The 23,081-nt window shown below is 69.2% G+C and carries 23 protein-coding genes and 1 tRNA gene; 13 read left to right on the top strand and 11 right to left on the bottom strand.

Annotation, left to right across the window (positions count from 1 at the left end; translation table 11 throughout):
* Positions 1–54: 54 nt before the first annotated feature.
* On the bottom strand, positions 55–597 hold the full coding sequence (locus ABT085_RS23210) for a GNAT family N-acetyltransferase (RefSeq protein WP_351611024.1): 543 nt from the start codon (positions 595–597) through the stop codon (positions 55–57).
* Positions 598–903: 306 nt separating this feature from the next.
* Here ABT085_RS23210 and ABT085_RS23205 point away from each other — a divergent pair, with 306 nt between their 5' ends.
* The 5 genes from ABT085_RS23205 (at position 904) to ABT085_RS23185 (ending at position 5,891) form a co-directional block, all read left to right on the top strand.
* On the top strand, positions 904–2,079 hold the full coding sequence (locus ABT085_RS23205; RefSeq protein WP_351611022.1) for an ROK family protein: 1,176 nt from the start codon (positions 904–906) through the stop codon (positions 2,077–2,079).
* A gap of 84 nt (positions 2,080–2,163) precedes the next feature.
* Positions 2,164–2,829, top strand: a complete 666-nt coding sequence (locus tag ABT085_RS23200) for a hypothetical protein (RefSeq protein WP_351611019.1) — start codon at positions 2,164–2,166, stop codon at positions 2,827–2,829.
* A gap of 385 nt (positions 2,830–3,214) precedes the next feature.
* Positions 3,215–4,024: a class I SAM-dependent methyltransferase gene (locus ABT085_RS23195; protein WP_351611029.1), complete on the top strand. Its 810-nt coding sequence runs from the start codon at positions 3,215–3,217 to the stop codon at positions 4,022–4,024.
* A gap of 595 nt (positions 4,025–4,619) precedes the next feature.
* The gene (locus ABT085_RS23190) at positions 4,620–5,204 is read left to right on the top strand and encodes a hypothetical protein (protein ID WP_351611016.1); all 585 of its coding nucleotides are present in this window, start codon (positions 4,620–4,622) and stop codon (positions 5,202–5,204) included.
* Between the two features lie 264 nt (positions 5,205–5,468).
* Positions 5,469–5,891, top strand: a complete 423-nt coding sequence (locus ABT085_RS23185) for a hypothetical protein (RefSeq protein ID WP_351611013.1) — start codon at positions 5,469–5,471, stop codon at positions 5,889–5,891.
* Positions 5,892–6,641: 750 nt separating this feature from the next.
* Here ABT085_RS23185 and ABT085_RS23180 read toward each other — a convergent pair.
* Positions 6,642–7,106 carry a hypothetical protein gene (locus tag ABT085_RS23180; RefSeq protein ID WP_351611010.1) on the bottom strand — a complete coding sequence of 155 codons (465 nt, stop codon included), beginning with the start codon at positions 7,104–7,106 and terminating at the stop codon, positions 6,642–6,644.
* On the opposite strand from ABT085_RS23180, the gene ABT085_RS23175 reads away from it, so the two are divergent.
* On the top strand, positions 7,066–7,500 hold the full coding sequence (locus ABT085_RS23175) for a hypothetical protein (RefSeq protein ID WP_351611007.1): 435 nt from the start codon (positions 7,066–7,068) through the stop codon (positions 7,498–7,500). The genes ABT085_RS23180 and ABT085_RS23175 overlap by 41 nt on opposite strands.
* A gap of 29 nt (positions 7,501–7,529) precedes the next feature.
* Here the strand turns inward: ABT085_RS23175 and ABT085_RS23170 are convergent, their stop codons facing one another.
* A complete protein-coding gene (locus ABT085_RS23170) occupies positions 7,530–7,826 on the bottom strand; it encodes a hypothetical protein (protein ID WP_351611004.1) in 297 nt (98 codons plus the stop codon).
* Between the two features lie 589 nt (positions 7,827–8,415).
* Between ABT085_RS23170 and ABT085_RS23165 the strand changes: the two genes are divergently transcribed.
* Positions 8,416–9,195: a hypothetical protein gene (locus tag ABT085_RS23165; protein ID WP_351611001.1), complete on the top strand. Its 780-nt coding sequence runs from the start codon at positions 8,416–8,418 to the stop codon at positions 9,193–9,195.
* 259 nt (positions 9,196–9,454) lie between these two features.
* Entirely contained in the window at positions 9,455–9,997 is a 543-nt protein-coding gene (locus ABT085_RS23160; RefSeq protein ID WP_351610998.1) for a GNAT family N-acetyltransferase, read from the top strand.
* Here ABT085_RS23160 and ABT085_RS23155 read toward each other — a convergent pair.
* Positions 9,994–11,331, bottom strand: a complete 1,338-nt coding sequence (locus tag ABT085_RS23155) for an aminotransferase-like domain-containing protein (RefSeq protein ID WP_351610996.1) — start codon at positions 11,329–11,331, stop codon at positions 9,994–9,996. The genes ABT085_RS23160 and ABT085_RS23155 overlap by 4 nt on opposite strands.
* Positions 11,332–11,425: 94 nt before the next feature.
* Between ABT085_RS23155 and ABT085_RS23150 the strand changes: the two genes are divergently transcribed.
* Both ABT085_RS23150 and ABT085_RS23145 read left to right on the top strand, forming a co-directional pair.
* Complete coding sequence (locus ABT085_RS23150; RefSeq protein ID WP_351610993.1) at positions 11,426–12,046, top strand: DJ-1/PfpI family protein; 621 nt, start codon at positions 11,426–11,428, stop codon at positions 12,044–12,046.
* A 70-nt stretch (positions 12,047–12,116) separates the two neighbouring features.
* Positions 12,117–12,296: a hypothetical protein gene (locus ABT085_RS23145; RefSeq protein WP_351610990.1), complete on the top strand. Its 180-nt coding sequence runs from the start codon at positions 12,117–12,119 to the stop codon at positions 12,294–12,296.
* 220 nt (positions 12,297–12,516) lie between these two features.
* Here ABT085_RS23145 and ABT085_RS23140 read toward each other — a convergent pair whose 3' ends face one another.
* From ABT085_RS23140 to ABT085_RS23115, 6 genes are all read right to left on the bottom strand, one after another.
* Positions 12,517–12,954 (bottom strand): cupin domain-containing protein, encoded by a 438-nt coding sequence (locus ABT085_RS23140; protein ID WP_351610988.1) that lies wholly within the window; start codon positions 12,952–12,954, stop codon positions 12,517–12,519.
* A gap of 379 nt (positions 12,955–13,333) precedes the next feature.
* The gene (locus ABT085_RS23135; protein WP_351610985.1) at positions 13,334–15,133 is read right to left on the bottom strand and encodes a pectate lyase-like domain-containing protein; all 1,800 of its coding nucleotides are present in this window, start codon (positions 15,131–15,133) and stop codon (positions 13,334–13,336) included.
* Between the two features lie 378 nt (positions 15,134–15,511).
* Positions 15,512–16,072: a hypothetical protein gene (locus ABT085_RS23130; protein ID WP_351610982.1), complete on the bottom strand. Its 561-nt coding sequence runs from the start codon at positions 16,070–16,072 to the stop codon at positions 15,512–15,514.
* A 33-nt stretch (positions 16,073–16,105) separates the two neighbouring features.
* Positions 16,106–16,552: a hypothetical protein gene (locus tag ABT085_RS23125; protein ID WP_351610979.1), complete on the bottom strand. Its 447-nt coding sequence runs from the start codon at positions 16,550–16,552 to the stop codon at positions 16,106–16,108.
* Positions 16,553–16,740: 188 nt separating this feature from the next.
* The gene (locus ABT085_RS23120; RefSeq protein WP_351610976.1) at positions 16,741–18,600 is read right to left on the bottom strand and encodes a SpoIIE family protein phosphatase; all 1,860 of its coding nucleotides are present in this window, start codon (positions 18,598–18,600) and stop codon (positions 16,741–16,743) included.
* Between the two features lie 471 nt (positions 18,601–19,071).
* Positions 19,072–19,320, bottom strand: a complete 249-nt coding sequence (locus ABT085_RS23115) for a plasmid stabilization protein (protein WP_351610973.1) — start codon at positions 19,318–19,320, stop codon at positions 19,072–19,074.
* A gap of 509 nt (positions 19,321–19,829) precedes the next feature.
* Here ABT085_RS23115 and ABT085_RS23110 point away from each other — a divergent pair.
* On the top strand, positions 19,830–20,153 hold the full coding sequence (locus ABT085_RS23110; protein WP_351610970.1) for a hypothetical protein: 324 nt from the start codon (positions 19,830–19,832) through the stop codon (positions 20,151–20,153).
* 453 nt (positions 20,154–20,606) lie between these two features.
* Here ABT085_RS23110 and ABT085_RS23105 read toward each other — a convergent pair whose 3' ends face one another.
* Entirely contained in the window at positions 20,607–21,581 is a 975-nt protein-coding gene (locus ABT085_RS23105; protein WP_351610967.1) for an STAS domain-containing protein, read from the bottom strand.
* A 609-nt stretch (positions 21,582–22,190) separates the two neighbouring features.
* Here ABT085_RS23105 and ABT085_RS23100 point away from each other — a divergent pair.
* Together ABT085_RS23100 and ABT085_RS23095 are read left to right on the top strand one after the other, a co-directional pair.
* Positions 22,191–22,724 (top strand): P-loop NTPase family protein, encoded by a 534-nt coding sequence (locus ABT085_RS23100; RefSeq protein WP_351611026.1) that lies wholly within the window; start codon positions 22,191–22,193, stop codon positions 22,722–22,724.
* A 269-nt stretch (positions 22,725–22,993) separates the two neighbouring features.
* Positions 22,994–23,067: transfer RNA gene (locus ABT085_RS23095), tRNA-Met, on the top strand.
* Positions 23,068–23,081 lie beyond the last annotated feature (14 nt).

Below are 23,081 nucleotides of genomic sequence, written 5' to 3'. Positions count from 1 at the left end.
GGCGGGGCGCCCCCCCCCCCGGGCCCCCCCGCGACGTGGGCGACATGCCCGCCGTCAACGAGCGGTGGTGACGTACTGGTCCGACGACAACTCGAACACCCGGACCCGCCGGCCGCCGCTGGGATTGACGGTCTCACGGACCGGATGCATGCCCAGCTTGGTCATGATCCGTTCGGAGGCGTCGTTGCCCACTTGAGCGATGCTGACGATCCGCTCCAGCCCTCGCTCCTCGAACCCGAACCGTACGGCGGCCGCCGCGGCCTCGGTGGCCAAGCCCTGCCCCCAGTGGGAACGCCCCAGCCGCCAGCCGACCTCGACCGCCGGCAGTACCTCCGGCAAGTAGTGGGGCACCGAAAGGCCGGTGAACCCGGCCAGCTCGCCGGTGGCACGGATCTCCACGGCGAACAGCCCGAAGCCCTGTGCCTCCCACTCCCTCTCCCATGCCTGGATCCCACCGCGAGTCTGCTGTTCGTCGCGGACTCTGCCGTCACGGATCCACCGCATGACCTCGGGGTCGGCATTGACGGCAGCCATGGGCGCAACGTCTTCCTCGCGCCATCGGCGCAGGATCAGACGGGGAGTTCCAAGCGTGACCATTCCATCATTCTGGATCACAGAATGAGCTCTAGGCCATCTTCACCAAGTACTTTCGAACACGCCGGACGACGGTCTGGAAGACGTCCTGGAAGACGGCCTGGAAGACGCACCGCCGCTTGCGGCCCTGCCTGTCCAGCACCCGCTCCCGAGCACCTTCAACCACTCCGCCACCAGGACATATACCCAGCCAAAGGGGAATCCGGCGCCCGTGGTGCGGCCGAAAAGTATAGACCGCTCCTGACGAAACTCATTATCGTGAAAGGTATGGCGCAGCATGCGCCGAGAACGCGTCAGAGGGGACCCTTCGTGCGAAGCCCACAACCGCTGCATTTCGAGCTGCTGCGGCTGCTGCGCGACGAGGGCGCGTTGTCACGTGCCGAGCTGGGCGACCGGCTCGAGGTGTCGCGGCGGCGGCTGCTCGCCGAACTGGAGCGTCTGATCGCGGCGGGCTACGCCGTCGAGGCCGGGGCGGCCACGTCCCGGGGCGGCCGCCGCTCCACGCTCGTCGAGCTGAACCCCGATCTGCGCTTCGCCGCCATCGATCTGGGCGTCACCTCGATCGACGTCGAGGTGACCAATGGCCGGCTGGAGCCGGTCGCCGTGTACCAGGAGTCCGCCGACCTGCGCTCCGGGCCGAAGGCGATCCTCCGCCGGGTCGACGAGTTGCTCGCCAAGGCCCGCGCCGAGGGGGCCTACGAGCGACTCACCGCGGTCGGCATCGGGGTGCCCGGTCCCGTGAGCTTCCGTGACGGCGTACCGGTGTCGCCGCCGATCATGCCGGGCTGGGACCGCTTCCCTGTGCGCGAGTACCTCACCCGTGAGCACGGCTGTCCGGCCGTCGTCGACAACGACGCGAACATCATGGCGGTGGGCGAGCGGCAGGGCGGCGCGGCGCACTCGGTCGACGACTTCCTGTTCGTCAAGATCGGGACCGGGGTCGGGTGCGGCATCTACCAGGAGGGGAACGTCAACCGGGGGACCGACGGCTGCGCCGGCGACATCGGGCACATCCAGGTCGACGCACAGGGACCGGTCTGCTCCTGTGGCAACGTCGGCTGCCTGGAGGCGCTGTTCAGCGGCGCCGCCCTGGCCCGGGAGGCGACCGAGGCCGCTTCTTTGCACCGGTCCCCGGCACTGGCCGAGCGGCTGGCCGCCTCCGGCACGGTCACCGCGAAGGACGTGGCCGAGGGCGCGTCGGAGGGGGACGCTACGTGCATCCGGCTCATCCGCGACGGCGGGCGCCACGTCGGCGGCGTACTCGCCGGCCTGGTCAGCTTCGCCAACCCCTCGATGATCGTGATCGGCGGCGGCCTGGCCCAGCTCGGTCACATCCTGCTCGCCGAGATCCGCAGCGTCGTGTACCACCGGTCGCTGCCGCTCGCGACCAGGAACCTGCCCGTCGTGCTGTCCGAACTGGGGCCACGCGCCGGCGTGACCGGCGCCGCGGTACTGGCCAGCGATTTGGCCTTCGAGCAGGCGTGATGACGGCCCACCCCCTTCTCGTAGGGTCCTGACCTGTGGGGCACAATCGCGGTCAACTGCATCAGTGGCAACGGGGGTTGGGACATGGGGCGTTTTGGCCTGGGAGCTCGGCGCAGGGGCATACCGAAGGAGCCCGCGCTGTTGGCTGCGGCTGCTGAGAATCCCGGTGGCAGCGTCGCCGAGATCGACGCGAGGTATCTCGACGACCCGAACGGCTATGTGCCTCCCGAGGCGATCCGCGGCGCGTGGCTTGTGGACAGCAACGGGAAACTGACGGGCGAGTACGAGGAGAACCCCCATCACGGGGTGCCGCAGGACGACTTCAGCAAGCTCACCGATCCTGATCACTGGCTCGGCTGGCTCGGCGACGATCCCGCGGCCGCCGTCCGCATGGGCATCGAGGAGTCCTTGCGTGCCCAGGTGGCAGACGCGGTGGTCGAATGGGTCAAGATCCTTGAAACGCCCCGGTTCCTCACGGGCATGCGTCGGCATTCCGAGGACGACGACCAGATCATGTTGGTCACCCGCGCGGCACTCGCCGCGCCGTTCGCGCTGTCCGTGCGTGCAGCGCAACACGGGCGTTCCATCCTTCTGGGGGTGTTCTCCTGGGCGGCGGTGAACCTCGCCCCGCCCGGCCTCCGGAGGGACCGGCACTGGTTCGACCTGGGCGCCGGACTGGACTGGGCCGGTGAACGTCTTGAGGAGCGGATCTACGAGATCGACGGCGAGGACTCCACCACCGAGCGGTAGAGCGGTACTGCCACTCCGTATATCAGTGCTCAGTACTCCGTACCCCGTGGTCGGAGCGGACACATGACGGCGTAGACGCCCGTGGCGGGGAGGAGTCGGCCGGCAGACAGACGGCGCTGCCGGCTGCTGTGTCCTCCATCCGGCCGGTCGGGTACGGGACTTGGGCGTCCGCGCGGGCTGTCGTCCCTTCGTCGTGGGGACGTTCGTCGTCGGCGGGAAGGGCGGCGGTGAAGTGGCCGTCGGCGGTGGGGAATTCGGTGACGCTCCACGACGGGGATCGATCGTGTCGCGTGCCTGTGGGTGGGCCGTCCGCGCTGATCAGACGGTGGGTTAGGGTCGTGACGAACCATCAGTGTTGGGCGAGTTCGGGGAGGCGCCGGTGACGGTGACGACGTTCGACGAGAGTGAGCGGCTGATCTGGGCGGGCCGGGCGGCCGCCTATGCCGCGAGCTTCGCCAAGCTGTGCGCCTATCCGGTGCCGTCGCTGCTCGATGCGGCCGGGGTCGGGCCGGACGTTCGGCTGCTGGATGTGGGGACCGGGCCGGGGACGGTGGCCGCTGCCGCATGTGCCCGGGGCGCGACGGTGACGGCCGTGGACGCGGAGCCGACCATGGTCGAGCTGGCTGAAAAGGCCGCACCTGCGGCTGACGTGCGGGTGGCAACGCTGCCCGGCCTTCCCTTCGCCGACGCGGAATTCGACGCCGTCGTAGCCAATTTCGTAATCAACCATGTCGGCCGTCCGCAAGTGGCGCTGGCTGAACTGCGCCGTGTCGTCAGGCCCGGCGGCTGGATCGCGGTGACGATATGGGCGACGCCACCGGCGCCGGGACAGGCGTTGATCGGCCGCGCGATCCAGGCCGGGGGTGCGGTGCGGCCACCGCACCTGCCCGCAGGGCTGGCTGCCGAGGACGATTTCCCCCGCGACGAGAGCGGTCTACGAGGGCTGATGGACGTGGCGGGGCTGCGCGAGGCGACGTGCGAGACCTTGCGCTGGGACCACCGCGCGAGCGCCGACGAGTGGTGGGGCGGTCCCGCGGGGGGAGTGGCGTTCGGCGGGCAGCTGGTGCAGAGCCAGAGACCTCCCGTCCGCGCCGAGATCAAGCGCCACTTCGATCTGTTCAGCGCGGAGTTCGCCGACGATGACGGTCTGCTGACCCTGCCGCATGCGGCCCTGCTCGCGCGCGGGCGACGCTGACCCGGAAGCCTGCGGATCCTTCGCGACAGGTGTCCGTCCTGCGTACGGGCCGGGACTCATCGGCTTCGGGCCGGCTGGTGAGCCCGCCCGTTCGCTGCATCCTTTAGGGCCGGGGGACAGAGGGCGCGGCTGCCGATGCCGGTTGTGGCCCCGTCCTCGCTGCCATCGTGTGCCCCAAGGGCGAGCTTGCTGGGCGAGCCGACTGAGGATGCCGCCAGGCACAGGCTTTCCGCGCGGGCGTGCCTGGCCTGGGCCTGCCCCCGGCTGCTCGGCGGCCTCCTGCCGAACTGTCGGACCAGCGGATCTTCGGCTCGACCCGTCTCCTGCTACCACGACTCGCCCGGCCAAATCCATAGCGACACGCTGGCCGCGAATGGTGAATGAGCGTGAGGAGATCCACCAAAGGGGCTAACCGCGGGTCAATCTGCTTTGGACAGCGGCGACATGACTATACGTCAGCTTGGAATGATGCGAAAGAAATACCCCGATTGGCGCCATTTGCCGGTCTTTCAATATGACCGATATGACAGCTATGGGTAAGTTTCATTTGCGAGCCGGCTGACGGGCCGGCATTCCTGAAACAGGAGATTGCGTCATGAAGCTTCGTTCCACGGCGGTTACCGCCGCTGTCTCGGCCGCCGCGGCTCTGGCCGCGACGGGTATCACCTACGCATCGGCCTCCTCCGCCCCGGCCGCTGCTCCTCAGGCCCCCCACGCTGCCCCGGCTCCCCAGGCCGCCGGGGCCGTTGCCGCCCTGCCCGACGGCGGCAACGGGGACAACGGCGACGACAACGGCGACGACAACGGCGACGACAACGGCAAGGGCAACGAGGGCAAGGGCAACGAGGGCAGGGGTGGAGGTGGGCACAGGGGTTACTACGAAGGCCGCGTCGAGATCAACGAGCGGTCCTACTCCGCCCACCCGGGCGACTGCATCACCGTCGTCAGCGGCCTGGGCGCGTGGAGTCTGAACGTCCGCAACGACACGAAGCGGACCGTCGAGATCTTCCGCGGCGCGGTCTGCGACAACGGCGCGCCCATCGCCACCGTCGGCCCGCGCAGCTCCGCCGACGGCGTGCACCCGGGCCGCACTCGTGCCGTCAAGATCAAGCACGGCGTCGTGGCCAGCTTCCGGGTGGTCCGGGACCACTACGACGGCGGCGGTCGCGGAGGCTACTAGCCGACGGCTGCTGAACGCATGCTGTGGACCCCCGGCCCACCGGAATCGGGCCGGGGTCCCAGTACGGACCATACTGCGACAGTCGCATTCTGTGTGCACCCCACGAGCCGGACACCAGACATACGGCATCCAGCGCCTTTCGGGCCGCCCCTTCCTGCGCCGGCCGGCCTGCCTGGAGACCTCCGTCCGACGGCTCGTGCTCTCGTATTTCCGCCCCTGCCGTCTTCCGGTGTTCCTCGGTCCCGCGAACGGGTGAGGGGCGACATGAGCGTCAGCCTGGTTTTCGATGTGCCCTGTTTCGCCAGTCGGCACTCGAACACCGGGCCGACGTCATTTGATGTAGATGACTACCCCGTTCCTGCCATGCCTCCCTTTCCTTCCGGGGTGGCCGTGACGGCCGTGATGGCCGTTCAGCCCCTTGTGCCCCGGGAGACCCGTGGGGCCGGTCGGGCCGGCCGGGCCGGAGGGGCCGGAGGGGCCGGGCGGGCCGGGCAGGCCCTGGCGGACGCTGTGCGCCTGGAGGGCGATGCGTCGTGCCTGGAGTTGGTCGAGTTGCTGCTGGTGGGCGACGAGCGCGGCTTCCTGCGCGACGAGCGTGACGGCCAGCGCTGCGCCGAGTACATGGCGGCGTCGCAGGCTACGCCATGCCTCTTTCATACTTCTCACTACATTCCTCACGTCATGTGATGAAAAGGAGTAACGAGCTCCGGTTGGCGATCGCGCCCCGTGCCACCGATGCGGTCCGGAATGCTGCGGCACTCGGCCTCGTCCAGGCGCGGCCGCAACTCCGACAGTGCCCGTCCGGGCCTGTGTAAAGGCGGATCACTCCCCAGTGCAGGCAGCGGAAGCCGGCCGGCGCGGCTGAGGGGCTAGCTCGGAGTGGGCGGAACGACAGCGTCTTTCCCGTTCTCGCCGTCTTTCCCGTCCCTCCCGTTCGTGCCGTCCGTCCCGTCCTTCCCGTCCTTCCCGTCGGTCCCTGCCGGGCCGATGGGGCCGGCAGGACCAGTGGGACCGGGCGGGCCGGACGGGCCTGAAGGGCCAGGCGCGATGCTCTCCTGGACGTTGGCAGGCTGCATCCTCAGGTCGTCGATCTGCATTTGCTGGGCGATAAGAAGAGCTGACTGTGCGACGAGCGCGATGGTCAGCACCGAGCCGAGCACTAGGGGGCGCCGCGGATTACGCAGCACTTCAGTCACGCTTCTCACATCATTCCTCACGCTATGTGACGGCGAAAGTGTAAGGGACGGAGTCACGATGGGGGTGGACCTGAGCGGCGAGTGTTCTATCCGGGTTGCCGCGAACGCCACACTCGTGCCGTCCGCGGCACAAGAGGCTGTCCGTCACGGCCGACTTCCGGCCAAACCCTCCCGGCTGCCGGACCGCGCTGGGTGGGACACGGCGTTGGCTGACAGCCACTGATCGGCCGCCGGTTGCAGGTCAGCTGCGATGACCCCACCGCATGCCCGCACCCGGGGCCGACGCGGGCAGACTCCGGTGGTCCACTCCGCCGACGGCCTGCTCGGGGCGACGGCGGCCGAGAGCGCGCGCGAGTTCACCGACCGGTGCCAGCAGGTGTCCGCCCTCGCCCGCGCACCACCAGACAACCTTTTGCTCTCGCTTCGAGCCGTGGACGCCGAGGTCGTGCCGGGGGCACACCGGCCATACCTGCCAGGTCCATTCGTGCAGACTCTCCTGGATCATGATCGTCAGACTGGTCAGTGCCGTGGCCGGGTCGTCGCACATGCTCGGCAGGACGGGGCCGCCCCAGTTGAGCCTTCCACCGTCGGCCAGGCGGACACCGGCTCCCGCCGGGAACCAGTCGTCCAGGACCTCGATCTGCGGTTCGCCCTCGATCCCCCGCGTGGGCAGATCGCGGGCAACGATCCGCAGCGCGTCGCGCAACGTCTCCAAACGCTCGGGGGGCGAGGTCGAAGCCCGGCTCGAATCCCACGTCGTCCAGGATGCGCCGGGCCAGGGCCGTCATCTCTGCCTGCGGCACCTCGTCCGGATCGCGCTCGACGACCTCCAGGACGGCGTCGGTGCAGTGGAACCGGTCGAGCAGTCCGCAGGCGAGGGCGACCACGTCCTGCGGGTCCAGATCGTCCTCACGCAGGCCGAGGTAGACCCGTCGCGTCAACCGTTCCGTATCCGCTTCGTACTCAGCCATGGCGTTGCTCACCGGCCCAGTATCCCGACGGCCGCCGCCCATCATCGACGTGGTCACAACGCGTGCCACTCGCCCAGTCCGCCGGTCGCCCGCGTCTGGATGAAGGTGTTTACGGCGGCCCATGCATGATCGACCGTCACGACGAAGTCGTCACTGAATCAAGCCAGGTCGTCCATGATCGGGACGTCGACCACGGCATCCGGCGAGGTGATGCCGTCACAGACGAGCAGGTACACCCCTTCAGCGTCATCGAACAGATGCAGGACTGCTTGATCGCCTTGAAAGCCCAGCGTCAGCCGGGGGAACTCGCTGCCTGGCAGCCCGACTTCGAGATATCCCTGGCCGCGGGAGCGCAGTTCGTGGAAGCGATGCGTCAGCTCCCTGACGTCCGAACATCTCTCAACTGCGCAGAACCGTCCCGATTCCGGCGCCGTCGCCGCCCACGTCACGCTCATCCGCGCACCTCCGGCATGCATCGTGCCATCCCCTGCCTCGCCACGGCCTGCGTTCCGTGTGGATCGGCGTCCGGGGTGTGTTCGAAGGCGGCGGTCTCCCGTGAGGCATCTTCTGATGTGCTGCCGGTGGTGCCGCACGACTGCGCGCGGGGGACTGGGCGGACGGCACCTGAGTGTGGGCTCGCATGCCCCTGTGCCCCTGTGCTGCGTGCTCGGCTCTGCGCGCAGGTGCGCCCCGCGGGGCGTCCTCACGGCTGCCGCGCGGTCTCCTGCTGACCTGCTGACCTGCCGGACCAGCGGTTTTCGGTGCCGTGAGTCGTCGCCTAGCACGACTCGCCTCGACGCATCCGTAGCGACACGCCGGTATCGAGTGGCCGTGAGCGCTCAAAGATCCACCGAAGGGACTAACCGTAGATCAATGCGCTGCTTGCGACGGTGATCTGACCGCGTGTCGGCTTCGGAAAAAGCCGCAAATACCCCGATCGGCCCCCTCCTGCTGATCTTTCAATATGACCAATATGTCGCCTATGGGTAAGTTCAGTCGCGAGTCGGCTGACGGGTCGGCACCCCTGAAACAGGAGATAGCGAGATGAAGCTTCGTTCCAAGACGGTCACTGCCGCCGTTACGGCCGCCGCGGCACTGGCCGCGACCGGCATCACCTACGCCTCGGCCGCCTCCGCCCCGGCCCCCCACGCAGCCCCGGCTCCCCAGCCGGCCCCGGACTCCCACGCGGCTCCGGCTCCCCACGCGGCTCCGGCTCCCCAGGTTCTCCAGGCGGCTCCGTCCGCTCCCGACCTGCCCGACGGCGGCAACGGGCAGAACGGCAACGGGCAGAACGGCATCAACGGCAACAACGGGAACGTCGTCGGCAAGGGCAACGAGGGCGGTGGCGGCGGCCGGGGCGGTGGAGGCGGCCGAGGCGGCGACGGAGGCGGCGGCCGGGGCTACGGGTTCCGGGGGGAGGGCCGCATCTTCGTCAACGAGCGGTCGTACTCCGCTTACCCCGGTGACTGCATCACCGTGGCCAGCGGCCTGGGCGCATGGAGCCTGAACGTCGACAACGAATCCCGTCGGACCGTCGAGGTCTTCCGGGGGGCGGTCTGCGACAACGGCGCTCCTGTCGCCATCGTCGGCCCCTGGAGCTCCAGCTCCGGCGTGCGCACCGGCCGTACCGACGGCATCGACATCCACCACGGCGTCGTGGGCAGCTTCCGGGTGGTCAGAGGCCACTACGGAGGCCGCGGGGACTTCGGAGGCTTCGGTGACGGAGGCTTCGGTGACGGAGGCTTCGGGGATGGGGGCTTCGGTGACGGAGGCTTCGGTGACGGAGGCTTCGGTGACGGAGGCTTCGGGGGCGGGGACTACTAGCCGACGGCGGCTGAGCGCAGACTGTGGATCCTCGGCCCACCGGAATCGGGCCGGGGTCCCGGTACGGACCACACACACGCGACAACCACGTCCCGTTCGCACACCGCGAGCGGGACGCCGCCGCGATGGGGGCGCCGGATGCCCGGGTGCCGCCTGCTCATGGCAGAGGCCGTCGCTGCAGCCCAGGTGTCTCCTTGGCCGGCCGCTGATGTGCCTTATCGGTTTGCCGCCGGCCGGCCCGGTCGGATAGGAAGCTCACATGCTTCGAGGCAACAAGATCGGGCTGCGGGCCCGGCACGAGGACGACATCCCCGTCCTGCGGACCGAGCTCTATGACGACGTGGTCAACTCCTCGCGTGCCGAGGCCGGCCCGTGGCGGCCGATCGCGCCCGGCTCGAAGGATTCGCGGCTCGGGGTGGACGACACGGATGAGGGAAGCGTCCGGTTCTCCGTGGTGGAACTGGCGGAGGGCACGCTGGTCGGCACGGCGACGCTGTGGGGCATCGACAACCACAACCGATGCGCGCACATCGGGCTGGGGCTGCTGCCTTCCTGTCGCGGCAAGGGCTATGGCACCGACGTGGTCGCGACGCTGTGTCACTACGGTTTCGCGGTGCGCGGCCTGCACCGGCTGCAGATCGAGACGCTGTCGGACAACGCCGCGATGCTGCGCTCCGCCGAGCGCAACGGCTTCGTCCGCGAGGGCGTGCTGCGCTCCTCGGCCTGGGTGATGGGCGAGTACCTGGACGAGGTGCTGCTCGGGCTCCTCGCCCGGGACTGGAAGGCGGACCCGAAGGTCTAGGTGAACGCGTCTTCGAGGGCAAGGCGCCGTACCGTGCGCAGCGTCGAGCGGAGGCTGTGCAGGTCGACCGAGCCCAGGGCGAGGCGAATCGCCTGCGGTGTGCGAGCCGAGGTGGTGAAGGGTTCCGCCGTGGTGACCGAGATGCGGTGGCGCGCGAGGGTTGCGGTCAGGCGGTCGGCGCGTGCGTCGTCGGGCAGCGGCACCCAGGTGAAGTAGGACGAGGGATGGCCGACCAGCGGCAGCCCTGCCAGTTCTTGTACGGCGAGGGCCTGGCGGGCCTTGGCGTCCTCTCGCTTCTGCGCCTCCAACTGGTCCACCGTGCCGTCATCGAGCCAGCGGCAGGCGATTGCCGTGGTCAGGGCCGGGGTGTTCCAGGTGGTCGCGCGGATCCCGCGTTCGAGCAGCGGCACCGCGGTCGGCGGGGCGAGGACGAAGCCGACCCGCAGGCCCGTGGCGACGCTCTTGGACAGTCCCGAGATGTGGACGGTGATGTCCGGTGCGGCAGTCACCAGCGGCGGTGGGGGGTTCTCGACCAGGAAGGCGTACGAGGCGTCTTCGATGACGAGTACGCCGTGCCGTCGGGCGATCCTGATCAGGCGGAGGCGGTCTGCCTCCGGCATGACCCAGCCCAAGGGGTTGTGCAGGGTCGGCATGGTGTACACCGCGCGTACCGGTCGGGTGGCGCACAGCTTCTCCAGGGCGTCGAGGTCCGGCCCGTCGGCGGTGGTGGGGACGGGCTCCAGGTCGAGGTGCAAGGTGTGCGCGAGCACCTTGAAGCCGGGATAGGTGAGTGCGTCGACCGCGATGACGTCGCCGGCGTTGAGCATGGCCATGGTCGTGACGGCCAGGCCGTGCTGCGCACCGTTGACGACCAGGATCCGGTCCGCGTCAGCGGTGATCCCCCGGCGCTCCAGGTGCCGTCCGATCGAGGCCCGGTCCTGGAGCCGGCCCGGGTGAGGCTGATAGCGCAGCAGCGAATCGAGGTCACCGGAGACGGCCACCTCCCGCAGGGCCTGGCGCAGCAGGCCGCTCTGGCCGGGCACCGACGGATAGTTGAAGGCGAGGTCGACCGCGTCCGTGGCGACGGCCTGCTGGTCGATGCCCTGGTCGGGGGGAACCGCGAGATCACGCACGAAAGTGCCCCGGCCCTGCTCGCGACTGACCAGGCCCATGGCCTCCAGTTCGGCGTACACCCGCGTCGCGGTGACCACCGCGACGCCCTCGCGGGCGGCCAGCGCGCGGTGGGTCGGCAACCTGGCGCCCGCCGCGAGTCGCCCGTTGCGGATGTCGGAGGCGAGTGCGTCGACCAGAGCTTTGTAGCGCGGAGCCGCCATGGGCCGAATTGTATCCATGACAATTCTTTGACTGTCCTGTTCGCGGGTCCGTACCGTCTCGGGCATTCCGCGCTCACCTGGAAGGACAGCCGCCATGCACGTCGCCATCCTCACGTTCGAGGGGTACAACGAGCTCGACTCCCTGATCGCGCTCGGAGTGCTCAACCGCATCAAGGGCGACGACTGGCGCGTCACCATCGCCACCCCCGGCCCCAAGGTGACGTCCATGAACGGGGTGGTCATCGAGCAGATGTCCACGCTGGAGGAGGCGTGCACGGCTGACGCCGTCATCATCGGCAGCGGCATCGCCACCCGTGAGGTCGTCGAAGATCCGGCCATCATGAGTGTCCTGCGGGGCCTGGACCCCTCGCGCCAGCTCATCGCGGCGCAGTGCTCCGGCGCGCTCGTACTGGCCAGGCTCGGGCTGCTCAACGACACCCCCGCCTGCACCGACCTGACCACCAGGCCCTGGGTGATCGCGGCCGGCATCGAGGTGCTCAACCAGCCCTTCTACGCGAAGGACGACATCGCCACCGCCGGCGGCTGCCTGGCTTCGCAGTACCTCGCCGCCTGGATCATCACCCGGCTGAAGGGCAAGGACGCGGCCGAGGGCGCATTGCACTATGTCGCCCCGGTCGGCGAGAAGGACGAGTACATCGAGCGTGCCTGGCGCAACATCACCCCCTACCTCCCCGCCCTCGCGCCGACGGCCTGAGACCCGGACACCTCTCACAACGGCACGGGGCCGGCATCCAACCGTCGGGATACTCGATGTCCGGTCGTGGGTGTGGGGGTGGAACACCGCAAGGAAGACCGGTCCCGTCTACTTCCTGGGGCGCGACGAGGGCCTCACGTTCGACGTCCTTGCCGGCGCCGATTTCCAGCCGTTCGGGATCGCGCAGTACGACCTCGGCACGACGTTCGAGCCCGGCTCCGGCGACCCCTTCGACAGCCGGCCGCTCTGACGAGAGGCAGGCCGTCTCACACTCATGGACGCGACCTTGCTCGATGCGGCACCGGGTGGTCTTCAGGCCCGCGTGGACCGTTCGGGGCCCGTCCACCCTGGCCGGATGACGGATGAGCGGGGGTTCCGGGCCGGCGGCGTACTGTCGGCTGCCTGCCCGACGCCCGCCGGGCTCTGTGCCAGACGGGCCTCTGTGCCAGACGCAGCGAAGCCGGCGAGGGTCAGCCTTCGGAGGGACGCGGGGCGCGCCGGTGCGCCCGTTCCTTCAGCTCCTCCTCGCTGACGAGTCTGAGCATCGGCTGACCCGGCGCGCAGACCATGGTCACCACGAACTTGGTGGGTGCGTCCGACAGGGCGTTGCCGTCCTGGTAGTGGATCACGTCACCGCCCGGCTCCCAGAACGTCCCACCGGCCTCCACCACACGCTCCGGCTCACCCTCGAGCTCGAACCGGACAGCGCCCTCCATCACGTAACCGAATGCCGGGCCCGAATGGCGATGCGGAGGGAGACCGGGGTGACCAGGAGGCCAGTCCACGAGGATGGTCATGGCCGAACCGCCTTCGGGGAAGAAGGGCGGACTGACTTCCTGAAGCAGCTTCACTTCGGGCGGCAGGGAGATCTCGTGGGTGCTTTCGTGCTCTGGGTTCTTCGCTGACATGTATCACGCCTCCGTAAGCTCGAGGGCAGGCCACAGCCCGCATCCGTGACAGGGCGTGTACCTTCTGCCTCGCCCGGACGGTCTCGAGACCACCCTGCCTCCCGTCGGCGGCCCCCACAATCCGGGAGCAGACGGCATCGAGACCGCATCCGGTCCGGGCCAGGTTCCCGCCGACCTGCGGGGGAGCCTGCGGGATCGCGTCGAGGGGCGCGGGCTGTCAGCCTTCATGGGCTTCGACGCAGGTCCTGGGCGAGAAGCGGTCTGGGTGGCGTGGCGGTCTCCTACGGCCGCTGCGCCACCCACGCCGACTCTCATCACTCACCCGGTCATGGCCGACGAGTCGCCGGACCGGGGCCGGCCGCAATCGCGTGCACGGACGTCAGACGCCGGTGACGCCGTTCGAGTAGGACTTCATGTAGTACGTGGCGAAGCCGTTCTGGACCGGATCGCCGGCCTTGTCGACGGCGTGCAGGATGCCACCGCCGCCGGCTCCGTTGAGGCAGACCGTCATGAGGTCGGTGAAGACGACGCCGGGGGTGTCGGGGACCTCGTACGCGCAGTCGGTGTAGATGTCCGCGTTGAGGTTGAAGAAGCAGTAGCTGCCCAGGCCCCAGGCGTGGTGGTCGCGCACGCGGTCGCCGACCTTGTAGGCGGCGTAGCCGAGGGTGGAGCCGTGGCGCCAGGCGGTCTGCGTGGGTACGTCGTAGGGGTGCTCGTTCTGGAAGAAGTAGGTGCGGCCGTGCTCGCCCTGCCAGAGCACCTCGTACTTCTGGTAGTGCTCGACGAACAGCCCGTACGCGGTGACGTGGTCGCCGTTGACCACGATGCCGGTGTCGGCGGGGTTGACCGTCCAGCCCACGGTGTTGTCGAGGCCGTGGTCGGCGCGCCAGAGCCAGAGGTGGTCGAGGACGACGTCGTTGCTGTCGATCTGGACGCTGATGGCGGCACCGCCGGGCAGCGCGCCGCCGATCCGGGCGACGATGTCGAACAGCACGGTCGGGTCGGTGCTGTGCCTACGCCGGCTGCAGCCGTGGCCGACGCGCAGCATGACCGGGGTGTGGTGGGAGGCTGCTTCGAAGAGCAGGCCGGCGAGGGTGACGCCGGGGACGTCGGCGACCTCGATCACGGTGTTGCCGTGGGTGGAGCGCAGGGTGGTCAGGCCGAGGCCGAGGACCACGGTGCCGGGGCGGTTCACGTGCAGCGGGGCTGAGATGTCGTAGATGCCCGGGGTGAACAGGAGGTGCTTGCCGGCCGACAGGGCCCGGTTGATCTGTGCGGCGGAGTCGCCGGGCTTGGCCACATGGAAGTGCGACAGCGGGATGTTGTGTCCCTTGGCCGGGCCCTTCGCCCAGGTCGTGCCGCTGCTGTCGGTGCGCAGTGCGGGTACGAACACCTGGTAGGAGCCGTGGCGGTCCACGGTGAGGAACGGCTTCTCCCGGATCACGGGGGTGCGGTCGACGGTGGTGTGCGGCGGGGACGGGAAGGACTGCGCGGGAGCACCCTGGGTGCCGACGAACACCATGTTCCAGTTGGCGCCGTTCCAGTTGCCGAAGGTGTCGTTGCGCGAGAGCCACTGCTGCTGGGAGCCGGACTCGACCTGGCCGTCCACCACGCTGTCGGCGAGGAAGCCGCCGCTGGACCACCGGTTGCCGGGCGGGCTCGGCCACAGGGTCATGTCGCCCTTGATGTGCACGCGGCGCATCGGCGCGGCCTGGGCGACCGCCCAGCGCTCCAGTCCGTCCGGCGGCACGATGGTCAGGTTCTCTGCGGCCCGCCAGAAGTTCTGGGTGCCGTTGCCCTCGAACCACTGGGCGTCGACGGTGACATGGCCGTTGATCACCACGTCGGAGGGGCTCGCGCCGAGGCCCAGGACGTGGGTGTAGAAGCCGACGTTGATGTCGACGGTGTAGGTGCCCGGCAGGAAGGCCAGGGCGAAGCGTTCGTCGCCGAACTGGTTGGACTCCTGGACGGCGAACACGGCGTCGACCTTGGCCTGAATCGACGCGTCGCTCATGGACGGATCGAAGACCAGGACGTTCGGGCCGAGCCCGGTGGAGCTGTGGCCGGGCCGGTGCGAGTCGGCGGCCGACGCGAACGCCTGTCCCGAGCTGATACCGCTGATGAGCGGCACCGACGCGGCGGCCGCCCCGCGCAGCACACCACGACGAGAGGGAATCATGGACACGGCTCTCCCTGCATAGGGTGAATGGACGGGACCGTCAACCGGCCCCCGGTCTCTGAGAGCGCTCTCAGCCACGAAGTGAATCACCGTGGCTGGGGATGGTCAATGTGCTTGCGGCAAAAGGGATTTGAGCGCTCATCAGGGATTGCCGGTGCCCGTGTGAGCCCGGTCGGCGGACTTCGCCCGTCCACGGCGACCGGCATTCGGCCACCCGCACCGCCCGTCTCCGGGCTCAGGCAGCCCGCCGTGGAAGGCGATTGCCGGAACCCGAATTCCGGTTCAGTTCAGCTTCTGTGGTGGAGATCCTGGTCGCGGTTGAGTGCGTCGGCCGGCAGTGCTGCGGATCTCTTTCAACCGGTCGCCGGGCGTTCAGGGTTACTGCTCGACGTCCTTCACCGAGGTAGGGCCCAATTGCTTGGCACTGGCGTACTCGGGCATCGTCATGGGCTTGTCGAACAGGAAGAACGACTGGTTCGTGCCGATCGTGAACTCCATGTACGCGCCCGTCGCGGCGTCGAAACCGTAGTAGGCGTTGCAGGTGGAACCCGTCGTGTAGGTGCCGTCCATACCGGGCTGCGCGAGGACCGCGACTCCTTCGGAGCACGTCTCCACCCTCTCGGTCGGAGTGAGCATCTTGCAGCGTGGCACCGGCAGGCCCTTCATGATGAAGTACCCGTACTCGCCGTTGGCGTTCTGGATGTAGACGTACGAGAGTTTGCCCCGCTTGCCCCACGTCTTGATCCATTGGTTGATCGCTTCACGGGTCGGCGAATACTCCATGCGGCCCGCCGGCTGCTGGGCCACGAGATTGTCGTAGTTCTCCTGCTTGGCCCTGTTCTCCTTGTCCTGGCTGGAGTCGCTCGTGCAGGACGTCAGGGCAAGGCCCACAACGAGCGCGACGACGGTGGCCAGGGCCATGCGTGCGAACTTCTTCATGCGATGCTGCCTTCTTCCCGAGGGAGACGCGGATCAGTCGGTGCACGTCGTGCGCTTGGCTGCGGCATCGAGTCGGTACGGCAGATCCTTGTCACGGAAGGGCGCGCGATGTTCCTGGGCGGCCTTCGAGTTGTAGTCGTTGACCGACTCGATCCGCGTGGCCTTCAGCGCGGTGATCGACTGGTCGATCTGCTCCGTGCGGGTCTCCGAAGCGGTCTTCCGCTCCTCCTGGAGCGCCTGGATCGTCCCTTCGGCGTTCTGTACGGCCTCGCACAGATCGAAGAACTGCTCGTACGTGGTCTGACGGAACTCGCCTGATCCGACGGTGTTCGCGCGCTGGTCCGCCTCACCGCGGAACGGGGCGGTGATCCACCCCGCGCCGCCGAAGGCGAAAGCCGCGATCACGTACAGCACCGCCAGGCCGATGACCCCGCCGACGGCCCAAGCCCCTAACCGTGCCCCCTCGCGTACCTGTCCCATGGCATCCCCTTCACAGTCGGCTCCGCGGCGTGGGACCACCTTCTGCGAAGGAGGACACGGGGCCCGGGTGAATCGGTTCCGTGGGCAAGAGCGTCGGAATCGGGGTTGCCGGCGTGGTTGAGGGTGTTCTTCCGGTGTGCGGCGACGCCGGTCACGTCGTGGGGGGCGCAGGCATCGCGGGCGCCCGGTCAGGGAACGCGCAGGGCCAGTACCACCACGTCGTCCTCGGGAACAGGGTCCGCCATGGTCCTGCCGATCCGGTGGAGCAGTTCGGCCGGTGAACGGTCGCCGTGGCGGACGAGCAGTGCAACGAGTCGTTCGATGGCGGCGTCGATGTCCTGCCCCCGGCGCTCGATGAGCCCGTCGGTGTACAGCAACAGCGTCGAGCCCGAGGGCAGGGCACACCGGTGCTCGGCGCGGTGGGATGGTTCGAGGGCCTCGTGGAGAAAGATGTCGTGCTCCTCCAGGACGGTCACCTGGCCGTCGGGAGTGCGCAGCAGCGGCGGCGGGTGGCCGGCGTTGGACCAGGTCAGAGTCCAGTCCGGGCCGCCGTCGGTGAGGTCGAGGCGGCCGTGGACCAGTGTGCCGCCGGCCTCGATGGGCAGCGCCGAGCAGGCCGCTTCGAGTGCGGTCAGAGCAGTGGCGGGGCTGTAGGGGGCGTGGTCGACGGTGGCCTGCCTCAGCATGCTGCGTACCTGCCCCATGACGGTGGCGGCATGCATGTTGTGACCGGTGATGTCACCCACCGTGACCATAAGTGGTGCGGGCTCGCCGGACGAGGCGGGCGGAAGGTAATAGGCGTCGTACCAGTCTCCGCCGATCATCTGGCCGTCGGCGGCCGCCTGGTAGAGGGCGCTGATCTCCACAGGGCCGGTGCTGGGAAGATCGGTGAGCATGGCGGCCTGGAGTTCCCGGGCGAGGGAGATCCGCTCGTCCAGGTACAGGGCGCGCTCCACTGCCTGGGCGATGTAGCCGGACGCGGCGGTGAGCGTGGCGCGCTCGGTGACGCCCACCTCGTGCCGCTTGGCCCAGCAGATCGTGAGGACGCCCAGAAGTATGCGGCTGCCCCAGAGGGGCAGGCACAGCACCGTGGCGAAGCCCATGCGGTCGAAGTATCGGACCGCTTCGGGGCCGTAGTCGGCCACGAGTGCCTCGCGGTCGGGTACGACGACCGTCCGTCGTTCTCTCATGGCCCGGGTGCTCGGGAACGCCGCATTCAAGGGCTGGACGTCAAGCTCGTGCTCCAGCGCGTGAACGAGGTCAGGGTCGGGAACCCGGCGCAGTTCGTCCTCGTCGACGACCAGCAGGCCGACGTAGGAGGGCTTGCCGACGCCGCCGAACAGGTTCCGCAGCCGGCGTCGTACGTCCTCCAGGCCGGAGGTCTGGGCCAGTTCCTCGGAGGCTCTCAGCAGCAGTTCGGCGTGGTCGAGGCCGGCCTGGGCCTCCTGTTCCAGGCGCTCGGCGTCGCGCCGGGCCCGCTCGGCGGCGGCCCACGCGGCCTCCAGTACCTTCTGTTCGGTTCGGCGCTGCGCCGACAGGATGCGCTGGCGCAGTTCGGCCGAGCAGGCTGCTGCAAGATCCTCGAGGTCGGCCAGCTCCTCGACGGTCCAGGCGCGGGGTTTGTGGTCGACGGCGCACAGGGAACCCAGGACGAGCCCGTCGCCGTCGGTCAGCGGCACTGCGGCGTATGCGATCACTCCGAGGGCCGTGATCGCCGGGTCGGTGCGCGTACGGTCGTCGGCGCGGGTATCGGTCACGATCAACGGCTGTTCGGGGACCGCCGACTCCTGGCGCGTCGAGGGTGACAGCGGCAACGCGCGCCGACCCGGCCAGGGATCGGGCAGTCCCATCACGCCGGGCAGGATCAACCGGTCCTGCTCGGCGAGCGACACGAAGGCGGCAGGGACGTCGAGCAGGCGTGTCACCAGACGGGCGAACCGGTCCATGTCCGTATCGGAGGCAGCCGACAGCGCGGTGAGCCGCAACGCGCTCTGCCGAGCGTCGCCCGGGGCCGTCTCCGTTTCGGGATTCCGGATCCGATCAGCCATCTGCCCTCCGGTACCTTCGCCGAGGCCCTACTCAACCGCATCGTAGAACAGCGGGGGCGTCGTGCCGGGCCGTGCTCTCGACGGACCGCCCGTGGCGAAGCCGCCGGTGTGCACCGGTTGGGCGGAGGGTCATCGGCTCGTCGCAAAATATGACATAGATGCGGGGTGCGGTTCCGCCCATGCGCTGGGGAGGCCGCCCCTGCCCCGGCGGCGGGCCGGGGAAGAGCGTCGGGTTCGCAGATGCCGGGTTCGCGGCTGAGGCGGGCGGCCTCACGCTGCTTGGCCGTACGTTGCGCACCGGCAGCGCAAGCCTGCAGGGCTCTCGTATCTGTGCGTCCGCCGGTGCTGCGCACCGCCGCCCGCAGCGCCGTGACCTGTGGGTGACCGGGGTCCCGGCGGTCGTGGCCGGCGTGCGTGGAGCGGCACGACGGTGTTCTTCGCGGGTGCCGCCACGTGGGCAAGGGCGGGCGGTCAGCGGCCGAGGGCCTCGCGCAGCTCGTCCTTGGTCATAGTGGAGCGGCCGTCGATGTGCCGTTTCCTGGCCTCCTGGTAGAGCTGGTCCTTCGTCGGTCCCTGCGATCTGCCGCGGGAGTGCTCGCCGCGGTGGGACGCGCGCGCCGCGACCTCCTCGGCGAGCCGGTCGGAGACACCGTGTTCCTTGGCGTTCTCTCTGATTTGTTCGTACTGGCGTTCGTATCTGTTGTCCTGTCCTGCAGGCACGATGCCTCCTGGCGTCGATCGGACTCCTGCTCTGCCGGGGATGTCCTGCCGCGCGGAGCACCCCGCGTACATCTCCACTCAACGCCGGGCATGCGCGGCGTGCCACATCGAGGCGGCGTTCACGCGGGGTCTTCCACCGCCGACGGACGGCGGTGGCCGCCGCCCGCAGTGCGGTGCGGATGGGCTGCCGAGAGGCCGGGCTGGTGTCGGAGCCACGGTTCGGGCGGCAGCGGATCCACCGGGTCGGCCGGTTCCTCACGCACCCGCCGGCCGAGCCCTGGCGTGCTCGCACCGAGCCCGAGCTGACTACCTGCTGGCTCCGGTGGCTGATGCCCGCGGACTTCCGTCTCAAGATCTGCCACTGCCGGACGATGACCTCCCTTCGCCGCCCCATGCCTACTTCTCCGGCACCGTGGGAGCCGAGGGCCTCGGGTTCTCGTGCCACGGTTGAGTACGCCCTGAGTACGCATGCGGATACGGCCTCCGAGGTCAGGCCTCACGCTGAGGGTATGAAGAGGTCTGTCTCTGTACCTGACGTCGCAGTCGTCGCCCACCGGGTCGACCAGCACTGGTGGAAAGCCCCGCTGATCGCATCCGTCATTTCGGCACCCGTACTGGGCATCTGGTCCGGTATGGCGCAGGCCGACCGGACACTGAACCTGCAGACGGTAGTGCTCGCCGTGGCTGACGCGGCCCTGATCGTGCTCTGGGTACTCCCGCACCGGCGACGATGGCGCGCCTTTCGGTTGTTCCTGAGTGTGCTCCTCGGTGGCTTCGCTCTGGTGAGCACGGCCGTAGCCGGCTGGGTCTTCCTGCACTGGCAGGACCACTGAGATTCACAGCGTGGCGCCGGCGAGGGCCGGCGGTCTGTGATCCCTGCGATATGCCGCCTGTCGTCGCCCCCCGTCGCCCCCCGTCGGCGCCTCGGCCGCCAGGTCCGCGGACCGCGACGTTCCGTCCAGCGGGCCGTGTCTGGCATCCGGTGTGAGGAACAGCCGGTGCAAGGGCATCAGACAGGTGCGGGCGTCACCGGGGGCGTACCTCGGCGGGCATGGAGGGGCCTTCGTCACGCGATCCGTCCCGAGCGGCGTCCGGCTGCCCCATCCGCCACTCGCGGGGAACGGCGCCGCCGTCGTCGTGCGTCCGAAGGGGCCGGGCTGCTTCCGGCTGTGGGGGACGGCGCGGAGTACACCCAGGGCCCGCTGCTGACCCCGTACGGCGGACGACGTCGGACGCAGCGAACATACCGGCCGGGACGGACATCGGCTTTCCGGCCCTCTGCCTGATCACCGGCCTGCCGGGGACAGCGGTTCCGTATGCAGGATCAACATGCAGGGGGTGACAGGACCGGGCAGCCCGACGACCACTCCCATGTTCTCCCAGCCCCAGGACGAGAAGGCGGCTTGTCCCGCCCGGTCGGCAGGATGGAGAAGGGCGACCCCGAGGGAGGAGTGCAGGTCCGTGAGCAGACGCTGCTGCAAGCGGTGGGCGATGTCGCGGTGCTGAGCGTGCGGATGAGCCACGACCTGGGTGAGGACCACGAACCGTGCGCGTGAGGTGAGTCGTTGGATGCTCTCCTGGAGCGTTCCGCCGAACCCCCGGCGCCCGGAACTGCCAGGACCCACCGGAAAACCGAAGGCGCAACCGACCAGCTCCGTCGTCTCGGCGACCAGCAGGGCGAATCCGGGGCGGCGGGCACAGGCCACCAGGCGGCACAGGAAGTCTCCACGGCGGTGGTACGCCTTGCCGGGGGTACCCGCGACCGATTCCGCGGCCAGGTCCGCCATGTCCTCGCGCATGTCCTCGGCCTGCCAGCGGGTCAGCCGGCGAAGACGGATGCCGTCCTTGACGAGCGGCTGGTCCGATCGACGATCGGGGTCCTCGGGCGCTCGCGTCCCGGTAGTCGTGAGGTCGCCGAGCAGGGCGGGCGGTACGGGACTCACGGGGGTCGCGAGAAGCAGCGCAGCAGATCCGGTGACAGCGAGGAGTCGGCTGATCTGCGCGCATGGGTGGTGCAGCAGCAGGGAGGCGTGTACTCGGCCGGCGCGCCGTGACGCCGACAGGATGACGTCCAGGCCTCTGGCGTCGCAGGAGCCGACCGTGGTCAGGTCGATGTCGATGACGGTGACGCCGTCGAGCAGACACTGCTCCAACGCGACCCGCAGCAGTGGCGTCGTGGCCGGTCCGATGTCACCGGCAAGCGTGACGAGCGTCCGCTCTCCGCGGTTCCGCCGGTGGATGTCCAGCCGGGAAAGGGCCATCACGCCTCCCCTCGGCAGGGGCCCGCGCCGTTTCGGGTAAGTGGTGCCGGCGCAGAGTTGCGGGGCTTGCGCGGAGTCGCTTCGACCGCGGCGGACATGAGGCCGACCCGTCTCGAGCCGACTGCTGGGGCGGCCCGGATTCGTCTGTCGCCGAGGACGACCCGGCGTGACGTCGGAATGCGTGAAGCCCTCGGTACGTCCAACGTACGCCGTCCGCGAACCGGAAGCGCCGAGGGCAGTCGCCCCCGGAAACCAGCCCGGCCGCCCGATCAACGCCTGGGACATGGGCGAACGGCTCCGCAGACTCGGCACCCGGCTCGCGACCCACTCGACCGCCCTCTTCTAACTTGCCGACGAGCTACCCGCAGCGGTTCTCGCCCGCGCCCTCGGCATCGACATCACCGTCGAATGGCAGCGGGCCGCGCCGGAGACCGGGCCGCCTACGCCGCCGAGATCAGCCGACGAACCGCCCGATCGCACCAGCAGGGAAAGGGCGTACGTGACCCCTGACGATCAGCGGGGCGCCAGAAACGGCAGTACCGCGGCTTCCACGCGCCTTCCCGATCGCCCCGGGTGCTGGCGGCGACCGTCGGTAGTGTGATCGCCGTGATGGTGGGAACCGAAGAAACCCGGCTGATCGTTCTGCGCGGCAACAGCGCCTCGGGGAAGTCGTCCACCGCGGTCGGCCTGCGCGAGCGGTTCGGCCGCGGCCTGGCCCTGGTCGGCCAGGACAACCTCCGCCGCATCGTGCTCCGAGAGCGCGACCGGCCCGGCGCCGCGAACATCGGCCTGATCGACTTGACCGCCCGGTACGCCCTGGACGCCGGCTACCACGTCGTCGTCGAAGGCATCCTCTACGCCGACCACTACGGCGACATGCTCACCCGGCTGCGCGCCGACCACCGTGGTCCGACCCACAGCTACTACCTGGACGTGCCGTTCGGTGAAACCCTCGCCCGGCATGTCACCAAGCCGATTGCCGACGATGTCAGCGAGACGCAGCTGCGTGACTGGTATAGGGCACGCGATCTGCTGCCCGGCGGCATCGAGTCCGTCATCGGCGCCGACAGCGCCCTGTACGAGACCGTCGACCGCATCATGACCGAAACCGGCCTGGCTCACCTGCCCGCCGTGGACCGCTGAACGGTGCGCCGTCGCAACCGATGTCGCGTCAGGTGTTGTGATGAGCGCTGTGCGAGATCTGACGGCCTCCTGGGATTCGCCCAGGTCACCATGGACGTGCTCGACGTTTGCGTCGCGGCCGCTTTCGTTCGAGGGCGGCCGTGTGCTGAGGGAGCTTCATCGGCGTGGAGGTCTCCGCCTGCTCCAGGCGGTAGGAAGCCGCCGAGGGCCGGTGGGCCGAGAAAATGCGATCGCCTCGCCTTGACCGGCGTGTAGAGTGGCACTACCGACGCGGGGTGGAGCAGCTCGGTAGCTCGCTGGGCTCATAACCCAGAGGTCGCAGGTTCAAATCCTGTCCCCGCTACGAGAAGACGGGGC

This window comes from Streptomyces sp. NPDC002265, from assembly GCF_040296125.1.
In the GTDB taxonomy this organism is placed as follows: domain Bacteria; phylum Actinomycetota; class Actinomycetes; order Streptomycetales; family Streptomycetaceae; genus Streptomyces.
Note: the sequence above shows the minus strand (reverse complement) of the source record. Positions and strands in the feature narration are given on the sequence as shown.